Origin of the sequence: Pseudomonas sp. 8O (assembly GCF_902506495.1) — a bacterium.
GTDB classification, from domain to species: Bacteria; Pseudomonadota; Gammaproteobacteria; order Pseudomonadales; family Pseudomonadaceae; genus Aquipseudomonas; species Aquipseudomonas chaetocerotis.
This window is the reverse complement of record NZ_LR733264.1, coordinates 996790-1012869: the sequence shown is the minus strand read 5'-3', so window position 1 is coordinate 1012869 and position 16080 is coordinate 996790. Positions and strand designations below refer to the sequence as shown.

The window sequence follows — 16080 nt, the reverse complement described above, 5'->3', positions numbered from 1 at the left end:
CCCGCTCGAATCATGGAGGAATGCACATGCTCGTCATCTGGTTGCTGGTTCTGCTGCTCGGGGTCGCCTACCTGGCCCATAGCCGTACCGCCGCCCTACCTGCCCTCGGCATCACCGCAGCCTACCTGGTGGCCATGGCATTGTTCAGCCCGGTACCGGGTTGGTTGCAATTGCTGCTGTGGATCGTCACCGGTGCCGTCGCCGCGTTCATCCTGCTCGGCGATCTACGCCGGCAACTGTTCACCAGCCCGCTGTTCGCCTGGTTCCAGCGCGTGCTGCCGCCAATGTCGGAAACCGAACGCGACGCCATCGAAGCCGGCACCGTCTGGTGGGATGGCGAACTGTTCAGCGGCAAGCCGGACTGGGACAAGCTGCTGGCCTATCCCAAGGCCACGCTGAGCGAAGAAGAACAGGCATTCATCGACGGCCCCACCGAAGAGCTCTGCGCGATGATCAGCGACTGGCAGGTTGGCCAGCAGATGGATCTGCCGGAGAAAGCCTGGGAGCATATCAAGCAGCACGGCTTCTTCGCCCTGATCATTCCCAAGGAATACGGCGGCAAGGGCTTTTCCGCCTATGCCCACTCGCAGGTGGCGATGAAACTGGCCACCCGCAGCGGCGACCTGGCCTCCACCGTGATGGTGCCCAACTCCCTCGGCCCGGCCGAACTGCTGCTGCATTACGGCACAGATGCCCAGCGCCAGCACTACCTGCCGCGCCTGGCGCGTGGCGAGGACATCCCCTGCTTCGCCCTCACCGGCCCGCTGGCCGGCTCCGACGCCGGCGCCATGCCGGACACCGGGATCATCTGCAAGGGCCAGTACAACGGCGAGGAAGTGATCGGCCTGCGCCTGAACTGGGAGAAGCGCTACATCACCCTCGGCCCGGTGGCCACCCTGCTCGGCCTGGCCTTCAAGGCCTACGACCCGGATCACCTGCTGGGTGACAAGGAAGACCTGGGCATCAGCCTGGCACTGATTCCCACCGATACTCCCGGGGTGGAAATCGGCCGTCGCCATCTGCCACTGGGCGCCGCCTTCATGAACGGGCCGAATTCGGGCAGGGACGTGTTCATTCCGCTGGAGTACCTGATCGGTGGCCAGGAGTATCTCGGCAAGGGCTGGATGATGCTGATGAACTGCCTGTCGGTCGGTCGCTCCATCTCGCTGCCGGCGGTCGGCACCGGCGCGGCCAAGTTCACCAGCCTCGCCACCGGCCAGTACGCGCAACTGCGTGAGCAGTTCAACGTGCCGCTGGCTGCCTTCGAAGGCATCCAGGAAGCCCTGGCGCGCATCGGCGGTAACGCCTGGCTGATGGACAGCGCGCGCATCCTCACCGCCAACGCCGTCGACCTGGGCGAGAAACCCTCGGTGCTGTCGGCGATTCTCAAGTACCACCTCACCGAACGCGGCCGCGAGTGCATCGGCCACGCCATGGACGTGCACGGCGGCAAGGGCATCATCATGGGCCCGAACAACTACCTGGCCCGCTCCTGGCAGGGTGCGCCGATCTTCATCACCGTCGAGGGCGCCAACATCCTCTCGCGCAACCTGATGATCTTCGGTCAGGGCGCCATTCGCTGCCATCCCTACGTGCTCAAGGAAATGGCCCTGGCCGACCGCGAGGACAAGGACCAGGCGCTGGCCGAGTTCGACTCGCTGCTGATGAGCCATATCGGCTTCGCCGTCGGCAACGCCGCCAGCAGTTTCCTCCTCGGCCTGACTCTAAACCGCTTGGGCCAGGTGCCCGGCGACGACCTCAGCCAACCCTACTACCGCGCCCTCAACCGCCTGGCGGCGGCCTTCGCCCTGTGCGCCGACAGCAGCATGATGCTGCTCGGCGGCGACCTGAAGCGTCGCGAGCGCCTGTCCGCACGCCTGGGTGACGTGCTCAGCCACCTCTACCTGGGTTCGGCCGCACTCAAGCGCTACCACGATCTGGACTACCCGCAAGCGATTCGTCCGCTGCTGCGCTGGGCCATGGAGGAAAACCTCCATCATGCCGAGCAAGCGCTGGATGACCTGCTGAGCAACTTCCCCAACCGCCTGTTCGGTTGCCTGCTGAAAGTGCTGGTGTTCCCGCTGGGCCGCCGCCACCAGGGCCCCAGCGACGAACTGGACGCCGAAGTGGCCGCGATCATCGGTCGCCAGGCCGGCGACCCGGCCCTGGAGTCTGTACTGGAAGGCTGCTATCGCCCGCAGGCCGATCAGGATTCGGTTGGCGCCCTGCAGCATGCGCTGAATCTGGTTCACGCCAGCCAGGATGCGCGCAAGCTTCTGCACCAGGCCCTCAAGGATGGCAGCCTGCAACCGGCACCGGGCCAGGACGCCATCGAAGCGGCGATCACTGCCGGCATCCTCGACGGCGAACAGGGCCAACGCCTGCAAGCGGCCGAAGCGGCGCGCCGTCGGGTGATCGACGTCGACGACTTCGCCAAGGAAGAACTCAAACTCAGCCGCGGCAAGGTGCGCTGAGTCGAACCGCCTGTGGGAGGGGCTTTAGCCGCGAGTTTCTTGCATCGCGGCTACGACTGCAGGGATGCAGGAGGTAGAGCGAAGCAGGATGCCCGAGCCGAAAGCCCCTCCCACGAAAGCCAGCTATGCAGGACAGCGGGCGCCAGGAACTCTATACTCCTGCGCCCGTTTTACCCTTCAGGAACCTGCACCATGGCCAGCCATCTCGAACACCACCTCGCCCTGCTCAACCACCTGCGCGGCATTCTCGTCGCCCTGGGCGAAGCCGAGCAGGTGCTCGACGACAGCCATGCCCTGTTCCTCGAGCGCTACGACGAACTGCTCGCCGAACTGCCGAGCGACCCGGTATCCAGCCAGTACCTCGGCCAGGACCTGATCAGCCAGGTCTTCCACCGCTACCCGCAAATCGCCCACCTGGTGCCGCGCGACCTGCTGTGGTTCTTCGGCGGCGACTGCCTGCACTTCATGCCCGACGAGGAAATCGCCCTGTACCAAGCCCTCGACGAGCGTCGCTTCGAAGCCGAAGAGAACGACGAACCCTTCGACTGGAACCAGGAAAAGCAACTGCTGGCCCTGCCCACCGACGGCTCCAAGCACTGACCCACTGCCAACACCTCATTGGTCAGAATGTCGCAGGTGACGGCGGTGACAGCCTTCATGTTTCATGCATAAATACCCCCACCAGTATTTATGAGAATCGATCATGCGCCCACTTCTACTCGCCACCCTGCTCGCCTGCACCGCCGCACAAGCTGCTACCCCCTGGCAAAACGAGGCGGCGGCGCAGATCCCACCATTCGCCGAGCACTTGCTGGGTACGGTCCGTCAGGCCATCGCCGAGGGCGGACCGACCGCAGCGGTGCGGGCCTGCCAGGCATTGGCGCCACAGATCGCCAGCGAGCACAGCCAGCAAGCCTGGCAACTAGGCCGCACCTCGCTCAAGGTACGCAATCCGGACAACGCTCCCGATGCCCGGGAGCGAGCCGTGCTCGAACGCTTCGCCAGCGCGGCCGAGGCCGGTACTCCGGTGAAAGAGCTACGCCATGGCGAAGAGGTCGACGGCCAGTACCGCTATATGCAGGCCATCGCCGTGGGCGAACCCTGCCTGGCCTGCCACGGCACGGCGATCAAAACAGAGGTACAAGAGGCCATTGACCAGTACTATCCGCATGATCAGGCCCGCGGTTATCAGGTCGGCGAACTGCGCGGCGCCTTTACCCTCAGCCGCCCCATTGCCCAGGAAGCTCCATGACCGAGACTACCGACCTGCAAGTACGCATGCTTGAGCAGCAGCAAGCGATGCTCAAGCGCCTGGCCCGGGTCGAGGGGCAGATCCGCGGCATCCAGGCAATGATCAAGCGCGGTGAAGACTGCGCCGCAATCGCCCAGCAGTTCTCGGCGGCGCGCAGCGCACTGGACAAGTCCTACCGGCTGATGCTGACCTGCCTGATAGAAGAGGCCATGCTCGACCCCGAGCAAGACATTGACGCCTCACTGCAACGCGTGCGCGAGATATTCACGAAGTACACCTGATGCGCTCCCGGCGCGCCGCTCGTGCGCGCCGACACCTGGCGATCCCGCGCAGGCCAGGCACTGAAAAGGCTTGCGAAAGGATTATAGCTGAGCCGAACAAGGTCTTTTTTATTATTCGATTTTAATCTAAGCATAGAACCAAAAAACAGTTACGCTCAATCTTAATTAAATACCCCCACGGGTATATTAGAGGAGCCTGACCATGCACCCCGATGTCGTCGAATTCTTCGACCCTGCCACCTACACCTACAGCTACGTCGTCATCGATCCGGCCACTCGGCATTGCGCGATCATCGACTCGGTACTGGACTACGACCCTGCCGCCGGACGCACCTCGCATACCAGCGCAGACCGCATCCTGGCCTTCGTCCGGGAGCGCAGCCTGCACGTCGAGTGGCTGCTGGAGACGCACGTGCACGCCGACCATCTGTCCGCTGCGCCGTATCTCAAGCGTGAGCTGGGTGGCAAGTTGGCCATCGGCGAGCACATTACCGTGGTACAGAATACCTTCGGCAAGCTGTTCAACGCCGGCACCGAGTTCGCCACAGATGGCAGCCAGTTCGACCGCCTGTTCCACGACGGCGACTCCTTCCGCATCGGCGAACTGCAGGCACGAGCCATTCATACGCCCGGCCATACCCCGGCCTGTATGACCTACCTGATCGGCGATGCCGGTTTCGTTGGTGACACTCTGTTCATGCCTGACTACGGCACCGCGCGCTGCGATTTTCCCGGCGGTGACGCACACATCCTTTACCAGTCGATCCAGAAACTGTTCGCCCTGCCGGACGAAACCCGCCTTTACATGTGCCACGACTACAAGGCGCCGGGCCGCGACGACTACCGCAACCAGACCACGGTGGCCGAGGAACGCGCGCACAACATCCACGTTCACCAGGGCATCGCCGAAGCTGATTTCGTCACCATGCGGCGCAAGCGTGACGCCACCCTGGGCATGCCCAACCTGATCCTGCCTTCGGTGCAGATCAACATGCGCGCCGGGAAGCTGCCGCCGGCCGAAGACAACGGCACCCGCTACCTGAAGATCCCCCTCGACGTACTCTGAGGTCGTCATCATGGAATCGCTCAAGCATCTGACTCCCTTCATCGCCGTAGCGCCCCAGTTGCAACCTGGTGATATGGGCATGCTCGCCGCTGCCGGTTTTCGCAGCGTGATCAACAACCGCCCCGACGGTGAAGGCGAAGGCCAACCCAGCTCCGCCGAAATGGCTGCCGCGGCCAAGGCCAGCGGCCTGGACTACCACTACCTGCCGGTAACGTCCGGGCAGATCAACGATGGGGACGTCAATGCCTTCAGCGCCCTGCTCGGACAGATACGCGGCCCATTGTTGGCGTTCTGCCGTACCGGCACCCGCTCCACCAGCCTATGGGCGCTGAGCGAAGCCCATCATCTCGATCCTCAGGTACTGTTGAGCACTGCCAGCGCACAGGGTTATGACCTCAGCGGCCTCGCTGCGCGCCTGCAGCAACGTTGGCAGCAGGCGCCGCTTACCCAGGCGCAACCGAGCAATACGCCGACGCAACGCTATGACGTGGTGGTGGTGGGTGGCGGCGCCGCTGGTTGCGCAGTGACCGCCAGCCTGCTGAAGCGCAATGCCGACCTCCGCATCGCCCTACTCGAGCCACGTGAGCAGCACTACTACCAACCGGGCTGGACGCTGGTTGGCGCAGGCATCTTCGACCGTGCCCGCACCGAGCGTCCAATGGCGCGCTGCATTCCTCACGGCGCCCACTGGATCCGCGCCGCCGTGGCCGGTTTCGAGCCGGACCAGCAGCGCGTAGTGCTCGAGGATGGCAATCGGGTGAACTACCGCGTGCTGATCGTCTGCCCCGGCCTGAGCCTGAATTGGGACGGCGTCGAAGGATTGAAGGAAACCCTGGGCAAGAATGGCGTGACCTCCAATTACCAGTTCGAACTGGCGCCCTATACCTGGCAACTGGTGCAGAACCTGCGCAAGGGCCGCGCACTGTTCAGCCAGCCACCGATGCCGATCAAATGCGCCGGCGCACCACAGAAGGCTATGTACCTGTCGTGCGACTGGTGGCTGAAACAGGGCGTGTTGCCGCAGATAGACGTCGAGTTCTGCTCGGCCGGCGCCGTGCTCTTCGGTGTACCTGCCTTCGTGCCACCATTGATGAAATACGTCGAGCGCTACAACGCGCAACTCAGCTTCGGTACGACTCTGACCGCCGTAGACGGCCCTGCCCGCAAAGCCTGGTTCACTCAGGTCGATGCCAATGGCGAGAAACGGGTGATCGAGAAAACCTTCGACATGCTTCACGCCGTACCGCCGCAACAGGCACCGGAGTTCGTTCGTCAAAGCCCGCTGGCAGGTGCGGACGGCTGGGTCGAGGCCGATCACGAGACCCTGCGCCACCCGCGCTTCGGCAACATCTTCAGCCTGGGCGACGTTTGCGCCGCGCCCAACGCGAAGACTGCCGCTGCGGTGCGCAAACAGGCACCCGTGGTTGCCGAGAACGTATTGGCCGTGCTGGCCGGCAGAGGCCCGCAAGCGATCTACGATGGTTATGGCTCCTGCCCGCTGACGGTGGAACGCGGCAAGGTGGTATTGGCCGAGTTCGGTTACGGCGGCAAGCTGTTGCCCACCTTCCCACTGGATCCTGCAGTGCCAAGGCGCCTGGCCTGGGATCTCAAGGTGCGGATGATGCCAAGCATCTACTTCGACCTGATGCTGCGTGGTCGCGAGTGGCTGGCCGAGCCCAAGCATCTGCCGCACCAACCGCTGGCAGTCGAGGCACCGGCAGCCTGTGATTTCGGCAAGGAGCAGAAATGAAACTGAACCACTGGCTGCCCTGCCTGGAATGGGGTCGACGCTACGACCGGGGCAGCGCGGCACAGGACGGACTCGCCGCGCTGATCGTCACCCTGATGCTGATTCCACAAAGTCTGGCCTACGCCATGCTCGCGGGATTGCCTCCGGTGACCGGTCTATATGCCAGCATCCTGCCGCTGCTGGCTTACGCCCTGTTTGGCTCCAGTCGCACCCTGGCGGTCGGTCCGGTAGCAGTGGTTTCGTTGATGACCGCTGCCACCCTGACACCACTGTTTCCCCTCGGCAGCGAGGCCTACATCGGCGCGGCGATGCTCCTGGCGCTGCTTTGCGGGCTGCTGCTGGCAGCCATGGCCATGCTGCGCATGGGGTTCATCGCCAACTTTCTCAGCCATCCGGTGGTGTCAGGCTTCATCAGCGCTTCCGGCATTCTGATCGCCGTCGGCCAGTTCAAGCACCTGCTCGGGGTTTCGGCCTCCGGTGAGAACCTGCCACACCTGTTGCCACAACTGTTGGTTGCGCTGCCTGATACGAACTGGCCGACGCTGGTTATCGGCGCACTCACCCTGGTGTGGCTGTGGTGGGCCAGAACCCATCTGAAACGGGTATTGCAACGCCTTGGCCTGTCGCCGCAAGTGGCCAGTAACCTGGCCAAGGCCGGGCCGGTGCTGGCGATCATCGTGGCCATTGCCGCTGTCGGCCTGCTGCAACTGGAGCCAGCCGGAGTCAAGGTCGTCGGTCTGGTGCCACAGGGGTTGCCAGGCTTGACGCTGCCGACACTGGATCTCGATCTGGCCATGCAGTTGCTGCCCGCGGCGCTGTTGATCAGCCTGGTGGGCTTCGTCGAATCGGTCTCCGTCGGCCAGACCCTCGCGGCCAAACGGCGCCAGCGCATACAGCCGGACAACGAGCTGCTCGGCCTCGGTGCCGCCAACATCAGCGCGGCATTGAGCGGTGGTTTCCCGGTCACCGGCGGTTTCGCTCGCTCGGTAGTCAATCACGATGCCGGCGCCCAGACGCCCATGGCCGGTGTGTTCACCGCCATCGGCATCGGCCTCAGCGTGATGCTACTGACGCCGCAGCTGCACGATCTGCCACAGGCCGTGCTGGCAGCGACCGTCATCGTTGCCGTACTCAGCCTGGTCGACTTCAAATCACTGCAACACACTTGGCGTTACTCACGCCAGGATGGCGCTGCTCAAATCGCCACCCTGCTCGGCGTGCTGCTGATCGGCGTCGAGGCCGGCATTCTGATCGGCGTCGGTCTATCGCTGCTGCTGTTTCTCTGGCGCACCAGCCAGCCACATATCGCCGTGGTCGGTCAGGTGCCGGGCAGCGAACACTTTCGCAACGTCGAGCGCTTCGACGTGATCGAGTCACCCAGCGTCCTGTCGCTGCGCGTCGATGAAAGCCTGTATTTCCCCAATGCCCGCTTCCTGGAAGACCGTATCGGCGAACTGATCGCCAGCCGGTCGCAGGTACGCCATCTGGTACTGATGTGTTCGGGGGTCAACCTGATCGACGCCAGCGCCCTGGACTCGCTACACGCCATCGTCGAGCGCCTGCACACCGCCGGCGTGCAGCTGCATCTGTCCGAGGTCAAGGGGCCGGTGATGGATCAGCTACGTCGCTCCGACTTTTTGGAAACCTTCGGCGGCCAGGTGTTCATTAGCCAGTTTGAGGCACTCAAGCAGCTCGCCCCGGTGCCAACATCGCAATCCCCCAGACACTGTCCAAGCAAGGTAATCCTCATGAAAAGTGCTCATGATCTGGTGCTCGCCGCCAAGACCCGCATCAAGGAAGTCGATCTACAGAAAGCCGAGGCTGCTATCCGCGATGCCGACCTGCTGATCGACGTGCGCGAGGCGGATGAATACAACGCTGCGCACATTCCTAGCGCCATCAACATTCCCCGAGGACTGCTGGAATTCAAGCTGGGCAACGATCCGCAACTGGCCGATCGCACGCTCAAGCTGGTCCTCTATTGCAAGAACAGCGGTCGCTCGGCTCTGGCTGCCGACGCTCTACGAGAAATGGGGTATCGCAACGTGCTGTCGTTGAGTGGCGGCATCGAGGCCTGGCAAGCCGCTGGACACGAGCTGCTGTCCCCAGAGCTACCGGCGTTCGACTAAGCCACCGAGGGAGTTTGATCCAGAAATCCTTCACGAATCATCATTCCCCTGACCTGCATCAACTCCAGCCACTACATACCCCCATGAGTATCCTGTAACATCAGGAAATACTCATCCTACCGGCGCAGCCTCAGGGTCTGCGCCGGTAAACCCGGAGCATCGAGATGCCCGAACGTAATCCCCCCTCCCCCTGGCGCATTCCGCTGGTACGCGAAATCACTGTGATCCTGCTGATCAAGCTGACTCTGCTGCTGGGCATCAAGGCCATCTGGTTCAACGAACCAACAGTACCCAAGGACGGCCAACAGCGCGTCGAGCGGCACCTGTTCGGTCAACCCACCCCGTCTTCAATACCCACCGAGGAGCAACCGAGATGATCTCGGAATCAGTCGTCGATCTGTCACGTCTGCAGTTCGCCATGACAGCGATGTATCACTTCATCTTCGTCCCCCTGACCCTGGGCCTGGCTTTCCTCCTGGCGATCATGGAGTCGGTCTACGTGATGACCGGCAAACAGGTCTACAAGGACATGGTCAAGTTCTGGGGGAAGCTGTTCGGCATCAACTTCGCACTGGGCGTCACCACCGGCCTTACCATGGAGTTCCAGTTCGGTACCAACTGGGCCTACTACAGCCACTATGTTGGCGACATCTTCGGCGCACCTCTGGCTATCGAGGGACTGATGGCCTTCTTCCTCGAGTCCACCTTCATCGGCCTGTTCTTCTTCGGTTGGGATCGCCTGAGCAAGCTGCAGCACCTGACCGTCACCTGGCTGGTAGCGATTGGCTCGAACCTCTCGGCGCTGTGGATACTGATCGCCAATGGCTGGATGCAAAACCCGGTGGGCGCCGAGTTCAACTTCGAGACCATGCGCATGGAGCTGACCGACTTCGGCGCACTGCTGTTCAACCCGGTGGCGCAGGTCAAGTTCGTGCATACCGTGGCTGCTGGCTACGTTACCGGCTCGATCTTCGTCTTGGCCATCTCAAGCTACTACCTGTTGAAGAAACGCGACCTGGGTTTCGCCCGCCGCTCGTTTGCCATCGCCTCGGCCTTCGGCCTTGCGTCCATTCTCTCGGTGATCGTCCTCGGTGACGAATCCGGCTACGAGATCGGCGACGTACAGAAGACCAAGCTGGCCGCCATCGAGGCCGAATGGGATACCCACCCGGCACCGGCCGGCTTTACCCTGTTCGGTCTACCCAATCAGGATGAGCAGCGTACCGACTACGCCGTGAAAATCCCTTACGCCCTGGGCCTGATCGCCACCCGCTCGCTGGACAAGGAAGTCAAGGGCATCAAGGACCTGCTCATCGAGCACGAGGCGCGCATTCGCACCGGCATGACCGCCTATGAACTGCTGGAACGGCTGCGTGGTGGCGACAAGTCGGCCACGACCCTCGCTGCCTTCAACGAAGTGAAGAACGACCTGGGCTACGGCCTGCTGCTGAAGAAGTACACGCCGAACGTGGTCGATGCCAGCGAAGCGCAGATCAAACAGGCGGCGCTGGACACCATTCCCAACGTGTTCAGCCTGTTCTGGACGTTCCGCATCATGGTCGCCTGCGGCTTTCTCATGCTGGCGCTGTTCGCCTGCGCTTTCTGGGCCTCGGCAAAGAAGAACGAGGAAAGCAAACCCTGGTTGCTCAAGTGGGCGCTGTGGAGTCTGCCACTGCCCTGGATCGCCGCGCAAACCGGCTGGTACGTGGCCGAGCATGGCCGCCAGCCCTGGTCGATCGGTGAAGTGTTGCCCACCCATCTGTCCACCTCCAGCCTGTCGGCCGGTGACGTCTGGGGCTCGCTGATCGCATTGATCGCCTTCTACAGCCTGCTGCTGGTGGTGGAGATGTACCTGATGATCAAGTTCGCCCGCCTCGGCCCGTCGAGCCTGCACAGCGGACGCTACCACTTCGAGCAACAGCAACCGGCCCAAGCCTGAGGACTTCGTCATGTTCGATTACGAAACCCTGAAACTCGTCTGGTGGGTGCTGATCGGCGTACTGCTGATCGGCTTCGCCCTGACCGACGGCTTCGACATGGGCGCCATGGCGCTGATGCCCTTCGTCGGCAAGACCGACAACGAGCGCCGCGTCGCCATCAACACCATCGCCCCGCACTGGGACGGCAACCAGGTGTGGTTCATCACCGCTGGTGGCGCACTGTTCGCGGCCTGGCCGCTGGTCTACGCGGTGGCCTTCTCCGGGCTGTACTGGGCGATGCTGCTGGTGCTGTTCGCCCTGTTCTGCCGCCCGGTGGGCTTCGACTACCGCAGCAAGCTGGAAAACACCCGCTGGCGCAGCGCCTGGGACTGGGCCCTGTTCGTAGGCGGCGCGGTACCGGCGCTGGTGTTCGGCGTGGCCTTCGGCAACCTGTTCCTCGGCCTGCCGTTTCAGCTCGACGGCATGATGCGCTCGAGTTACCACGGCTCCTTCTTCGCCCTGCTCAACCCCTTCGCCCTGCTCTGTGGCGTGGTCAGCCTGAGCATGCTCTGCACCCATGGCGGCGCCTGGCTGATGCTGCGCACCGAAGGTGACCTGGCAGCACGCTCGCGCCGTGCCACCTACCTCAGCGCCTTGGTATTCCTGGTTGGTTTCCTGCTGGCCGGTAGCTGGCTGGCGCTCGGCATCAAGGGCATGAGCCTGGCCAGCGTCGTCGATACCGGCGCCGCACTGAACCCTCTGAACAAGCAGGTGCTGGCCGACAACGCCGGCTGGCTCGGCAACTACAGTCGCTACCCACTGACCCTGGGCGCTCCCGTGCTCGGCGTAATCGGCGCACTGCTGGCGATTCTCGCCAGCACCTGGCGCCGCGCTGGCCTGGCCTTCGCAGGCAGCAGCCTGATGATCGTTGGCGCCATCTGCACCGCCGGCTTCGCCCTGTTCCCCTTCGTTTTCCCGTCGAGCCTCGATACGGCCTCCAGCCTCACCGTGTGGGACGCGGTGTCGAGCCACAAGACCCTGGGCATCATGTTCGTCGTTGCCTGCATCTTCGTGCCGATCATCCTGCTCTACACCCTGTGGAGCTACATCCGCATGTGGGGCACGTTGAACGACAGCAGCATCGAAGCCAACCCCCACGGCCTGTATTGAGGAGAAACGCGATGTGGTACTTCACCTGGATTCTTGGCGTGTTGCTGGCCAGCAGCTTCGGCATCATCAATGCCCTTTGGCTGGAAACCACGCAAGATCTCGACACCGAGAGAGAGCATGAGTGACATCACCCTGAGCGAGCGCGCGCCACTGCGCGTGCTCTCCTGGCTGCTGGCAACGCCCATGGCGCTGCTGCTGTTGATCCATCCCGGCGCCATGCTCGACAGCCAGGGGCGCTATAGCCATTCGCTGCTGATGCTGGTGATGTGGGGCGTGTCCAACGCGTTCATCCACGGCGTGGGCTTCGCCCCGCGCCACTGGCTGTGGCGCGCCCTGTTCTCGCCCTGGCTGGGCTGGGGCCTGTGTGGGCTGGGCTATGCGCTGCTGTATCTGGCGCAGTCAGCCTGAACACTAACGACAGAAACGAAAACGCCGCTCGATTGAGCGGCGTTTTCGTTTATTTGGAGCGGGAAACGAGACTCGAACTCGCGACCCCGACCTTGGCAAGGTCGTGCTCTACCAACTGAGCTATTCCCGCGGTACAACTTGAAGTGGCGTCCCCTAGGGGACTCGAACCCCTGTTACCGCCGTGAAAGGGCGGTGTCCTAGGCCACTAGACGAAGGGGACCTGGAACTTCGTTTGAAATCCTGCCGAAGCAGCATTTCCAAATTTTGGAGCGGGAAACGAGACTCGAACTCGCGACCCCGACCTTGGCAAGGTCGTGCTCTACCAACTGAGCTATTCCCGCATTACAGCTTGAAAGTGGCGTCCCCTAGGGGACTCGAACCCCTGTTACCGCCGTGAAAGGGCGGTGTCCTAGGCCACTAGACGAAGGGGACACACCCCGGAACATCAAGCAACTTTCCGGCTTCCTTCGCTCTGTTTCTAGCATTGCGCTGGAAGTGGCGCGCATTCTATGGAGCCTTTCGAGGGTCGTCAACCTCTCTCTAAAAAATTTTTAAAATCAAAGACTTCAGCCCATAAATCGATATGCCACTAGGAGCCATGCAGCCAAGCCACTACACTCGGTCGAAAAGTCGATTCTCGAGAGGTCCCAAGCAGTGTCCGCACTCGTGATAACCATGCTGATCGTCGGCGGCATCGCCCTGCTGATGGTGATTGCCTACATCAACCACGCCGTCGAGAACAGCAAGCTGGAGAAAGCGCGCCAGCGCGCTGATCTGCTCGACCGCATTCGTCGCTGCCAGGATATCTCCGAACGCATGCCTGGACAGCTGATGACACCGCAGCTGAAGCTGCTGCTGAGCCAGTTGCAGCTGCAAGTCAGCGAACGCCTGCTACCGCTGGACAAGCACAACACCAAACTGCAGAACGATATCGACACCCTCAAGGCCCAGATCGCTCAGGGCGAATCCATCCCGGTGAAGAACCCACCACAACCCATCGCCAACGAAGCCAAGGCCAAGGATGTACGTTTCCTGCTGGAAAACCTGCACGCCCTGATCACCAGCTCGGCACAGGGTGGCCTGTTGCCCGCCAACGATGGCAAGCATTGGCTCAAGCAGATTCGTCAGATGCTGGTGCTTGTGCACATCGAGTTCTTCAGCACCCTGGGCCAGACGGCCATGCAGCAGAACCAACCTGGCCAGGCCCGCCTGGCCTTCGAACGCGGCGTGCAGTACCTGCGCAAGCAACCTGACCCGGCCCCTTATCAGACGCAGCTCAAGCGTTTCGAAGAGCAATTGGCGCGCGCTAATGCCATGGTGCTCAACAACAGCGCCCCCACAGCGGATGAACCCAGCCAGTTGACCGAAGGTCTGAAGGACCTGGAAGACGACTGGAAGAAGAAGAACATCTACGACTGAGCAAACGACCGCCTTCGCTCAGTCAACCACGTTGACCGCCGATAGGAGCTGCAATGAGCCTGACCGTTTATGGGGCACCCCTGTCCCCCTTCGTCCGCAAACTCTGCCTGTGCCTGATCGAAAAGGGCCTGGATTACGAGCTCGAAGTGGTCATGCCCTTCGGCCAGCCGGACTGGTTTCGCGAGCTCAATCCGCTAGGCCGGATTCCCGCCTTTCGCGATGGCGACCTCAAGCTGGCGGACTCCAGCGTCATCTGCCAGTACCTGGAGGAGCGCTATCCAGAGCACAAGCCGCTGTATGGCGACGGTGCGGAGCAACGTGCCAAGGTACGCTGGCTGGAAAAATACGCGGACTACGAGTTGGCGCCGCTGTGCACCTTCACCGTGTTTCGCAACCGCGTGCTGAAAGCCACCATGGGCCAGCCATGCGATGAGGAAAAGGTGCAGCAGACGCTCAAGGACAAGCTGCCCAATCACTTCGACTATTTCGAGGCCACGCTGGGTGACGCGCCCTACTTCCTTGGCGAACGACTGTCCATGGCCGACCTGGCGCTGGCCAGCCAACTGATCAACATGGAGCACGGCGGGGAAACCCTGGATGCCGGCCGCTGGCCGAACCTGCTGGCGCACTACGAGCGCATCAAGGCCCGCACATCCACACAGCAACTGCTGCCGCGTGAACTGCGCACACTGGAGAAGATCGGCGCCAAGCGCTGAACACGCCTGCTTCGCAGGGTGCGCCGTGCGCACCTATTGCGAAATCAGCTTCGGCGACGTCTCAAGCCAGCGGTGCGCGCGGCGCACCCTACCGGATCGAGGCTCCGCGCATCGCCAAAGGCGTATTCAGCAGTCGCTGGCGGCCAGGAATATCGCTGCCAGCGCTTCGATACCGGCCTGATCCACCTCGGTGAACCGCCCCACCGACGGGCTGTCCAGATCCAGCACGCCGATCAGGCGCCCTTCCTTGACCAGAGGCACCACCAGCTCACTGTTCGATGCACTGTCGCAGGCAATGTGTCCCGGGAAGGCATGCACATCCTCGACTCGCTGCGTTTGCAGGCTGGCCGCTGCGGCGCCGCAGACACCACGACCGAAGGCGATGCGCACGCAGGCCACCTTGCCCTGGAACGGGCCGAGCACCAGTTCGCCATCCTTCACCAGATAAAGGCCGGCCCAGTTCAGGTCGGCCAACTCGTGAAACAGGAAGGCGGAAAACTGCGCAGCATTGGCGATGAAGTCGCGCTCGCCGCTAAGCAATGCCTGCAATTGTGCACTCAGCAGCGGGTAACCGTTGAGATCACCACCCGTCTGAGAAAGATCGATCATGCCTGTTGCTCCAGCAGTTGCAGCCCGACCCAGTGGCGGGCGAATTGATAGGCGCAGCGGCCATTGCGGTTACCGCGGCCCAGCGCCCAACGAATGGCGGCTTTCTCCAGCGCCTCGTCCCAGCTCCAGTCGAGCCCGACCTGACGCGCCTGCACGTCAACCCAGTGACGCACGACGAGCAGAAAGTGATCCTGGCTGAAGGGATAGAACGACAGCCACAGGCCAAAACGGTCGGACAGCGCGATCTTGTCCTCCACCGCCTCGTTGGGGTGCAGCTCGCCGTCGACCCGCTTCCAGTTCTCGTTATCGCTCTGATGCTCGGGCACCAGATGCCGACGGTTGGAGGTTGCGTAAAGCAGCACGTTATCCGGCGCCTGCTCCATCGAGCCGTCGAGCACGCTCTTGAGCACCCGGTAGTCGCCCTCGCCCGCTTCGAACGACAGATCGTCGCAGAACAGCACGAAACGCTGCGGCAACCCGGCCAGCAACTCCACCACACGCGGCAGGTCGGCCAGGTGATCGCGTTCGATTTCGATCAGACGCAGGCCGGCCTTGGCGTGTTCGGCGAGCAAGGCGCGCACCAGCGACGACTTTCCGGTGCCGCGCGCCCCCCAAAGCAAGGCGTGGTTGGCCGGCATGCCGCTGACGAACTGACGGGTGTTACGCGCCAGTTGCTCGCGCTGGGCGTCCACACCCAGCAGGTCGCTCAGCGACAGGTCGAGGCTGACATCCAGCGGCATCAGGTAGCCACTGCGACCATCACGCACCCAGCGCGCCGCCACACACTTGCTCCAGTCCACGTGCGGACGCAGTGCGGGCAACAAGGGCTCGATGCGCTCCAGCACCTGCTCGGCGCGGGCAAGAAAATCCAGTAACCGGGAATCCAC

At 62.7% G+C, this 16080-nt stretch carries 16 protein-coding genes and 4 tRNA genes; 14 read left to right on the top strand and 6 right to left on the bottom strand.

What is annotated here, in order from left to right; translation table 11 throughout:
* Positions 1 to 26 precede the first annotated feature (26 nt).
* From GV002_RS07395 to GV002_RS07340, 12 genes are all read left to right on the top strand, one after another.
* On the top strand, positions 27 to 2474 hold the full coding sequence (locus tag GV002_RS07395) for an acyl-CoA dehydrogenase (protein ID WP_160017725.1): 2448 nt from the start codon (positions 27 to 29) through the stop codon (positions 2472 to 2474).
* Between the two features lie 192 nt (positions 2475 to 2666).
* Positions 2667 to 3074 (top strand): PA2817 family protein, encoded by a 408-nt coding sequence (locus GV002_RS07390; protein WP_059391521.1) that lies wholly within the window; start codon positions 2667 to 2669, stop codon positions 3072 to 3074.
* Between the two features lie 103 nt (positions 3075 to 3177).
* A complete protein-coding gene (locus GV002_RS07385) occupies positions 3178 to 3726 on the top strand; it encodes a Tll0287-like domain-containing protein (protein WP_160017724.1) in 549 nt (182 codons plus the stop codon).
* Positions 3723 to 4007, top strand: coding sequence for a metal-sensing transcriptional repressor (locus GV002_RS07380; RefSeq protein WP_160017723.1), 285 nt, complete (start codon positions 3723 to 3725; stop codon positions 4005 to 4007). Before GV002_RS07385 ends, GV002_RS07380 begins: the two co-directional genes overlap by 4 nt.
* A gap of 202 nt (positions 4008 to 4209) precedes the next feature.
* Entirely contained in the window at positions 4210 to 5073 is an 864-nt protein-coding gene (locus GV002_RS07375; RefSeq protein WP_160017722.1) for an MBL fold metallo-hydrolase, read from the top strand.
* Positions 5074 to 5083: 10 nt separating this feature from the next.
* Positions 5084 to 6823: a bifunctional protein tyrosine phosphatase family protein/NAD(P)/FAD-dependent oxidoreductase gene (locus GV002_RS07370; RefSeq protein ID WP_160017721.1), complete on the top strand. Its 1740-nt coding sequence runs from the start codon at positions 5084 to 5086 to the stop codon at positions 6821 to 6823.
* Positions 6820 to 8952, top strand: a complete 2133-nt coding sequence (sulP, locus tag GV002_RS07365) for a sulfate permease (protein ID WP_160017720.1) — start codon at positions 6820 to 6822, stop codon at positions 8950 to 8952. Before GV002_RS07370 ends, sulP begins: the two co-directional genes overlap by 4 nt.
* 164 nt (positions 8953 to 9116) lie before the next feature.
* The gene (gene cydP, locus GV002_RS07360; RefSeq protein ID WP_160017719.1) at positions 9117 to 9329 is read left to right on the top strand and encodes a cytochrome oxidase putative small subunit CydP; all 213 of its coding nucleotides are present in this window, start codon (positions 9117 to 9119) and stop codon (positions 9327 to 9329) included.
* Positions 9326 to 10891 carry a cytochrome ubiquinol oxidase subunit I gene (locus GV002_RS07355; protein WP_160017718.1) on the top strand — a complete coding sequence of 522 codons (1566 nt, stop codon included), beginning with the start codon at positions 9326 to 9328 and terminating at the stop codon, positions 10889 to 10891. Before cydP ends, GV002_RS07355 begins: the two co-directional genes overlap by 4 nt.
* A gap of 10 nt (positions 10892 to 10901) precedes the next feature.
* Positions 10902 to 12041, top strand: coding sequence for a cytochrome d ubiquinol oxidase subunit II (cydB, locus tag GV002_RS07350; RefSeq protein ID WP_160017717.1), 1140 nt, complete (start codon positions 10902 to 10904; stop codon positions 12039 to 12041).
* Positions 12042 to 12052: 11 nt separating this feature from the next.
* On the top strand, positions 12053 to 12166 hold the full coding sequence (gene cydX / locus GV002_RS07345; RefSeq protein WP_074680445.1) for a cytochrome bd-I oxidase subunit CydX: 114 nt from the start codon (positions 12053 to 12055) through the stop codon (positions 12164 to 12166).
* Positions 12159 to 12449, top strand: a complete 291-nt coding sequence (locus GV002_RS07340; RefSeq protein WP_160017716.1) for a cyd operon YbgE family protein — start codon at positions 12159 to 12161, stop codon at positions 12447 to 12449. The genes cydX and GV002_RS07340 overlap by 8 nt, the downstream gene beginning before the upstream one ends.
* A 54-nt stretch (positions 12450 to 12503) precedes the next feature.
* On the opposite strand, the gene GV002_RS07335 is transcribed toward GV002_RS07340, so the two are convergent.
* The 4 genes from GV002_RS07335 to GV002_RS07320 form a co-directional block, all read right to left on the bottom strand.
* A tRNA-Gly gene (locus tag GV002_RS07335) sits at positions 12504 to 12579 on the bottom strand.
* Between the two features lie 14 nt (positions 12580 to 12593).
* Positions 12594 to 12669 (bottom strand) — tRNA-Glu (locus GV002_RS07330).
* 45 nt (positions 12670 to 12714) lie between these two features.
* Positions 12715 to 12790 (bottom strand) — tRNA-Gly (locus GV002_RS07325).
* A 15-nt stretch (positions 12791 to 12805) separates the two neighbouring features.
* Positions 12806 to 12881, bottom strand: a tRNA-Glu gene (locus tag GV002_RS07320).
* A 243-nt stretch (positions 12882 to 13124) separates the two neighbouring features.
* Between GV002_RS07320 and GV002_RS07315 the strand changes: the two genes are divergently transcribed.
* Both GV002_RS07315 and GV002_RS07310 read left to right on the top strand, forming a co-directional pair.
* Entirely contained in the window at positions 13125 to 13868 is a 744-nt protein-coding gene (locus GV002_RS07315) for a hypothetical protein (RefSeq protein ID WP_160018898.1), read from the top strand.
* A gap of 53 nt (positions 13869 to 13921) precedes the next feature.
* The gene (locus tag GV002_RS07310) at positions 13922 to 14584 is read left to right on the top strand and encodes a glutathione S-transferase family protein (protein ID WP_160017715.1); all 663 of its coding nucleotides are present in this window, start codon (positions 13922 to 13924) and stop codon (positions 14582 to 14584) included.
* Positions 14585 to 14710: 126 nt separating this feature from the next.
* Here GV002_RS07310 and GV002_RS07305 read toward each other — a convergent pair whose 3' ends face one another.
* On the bottom strand, positions 14711 to 15193 hold the full coding sequence (locus GV002_RS07305; RefSeq protein ID WP_160017714.1) for a GAF domain-containing protein: 483 nt from the start codon (positions 15191 to 15193) through the stop codon (positions 14711 to 14713).
* Entirely contained in the window at positions 15190 to 16080 is an 891-nt protein-coding gene (locus GV002_RS07300) for an ATP-binding protein (protein WP_160017713.1), read from the bottom strand. Before GV002_RS07300 ends, GV002_RS07305 begins: the two co-directional genes overlap by 4 nt.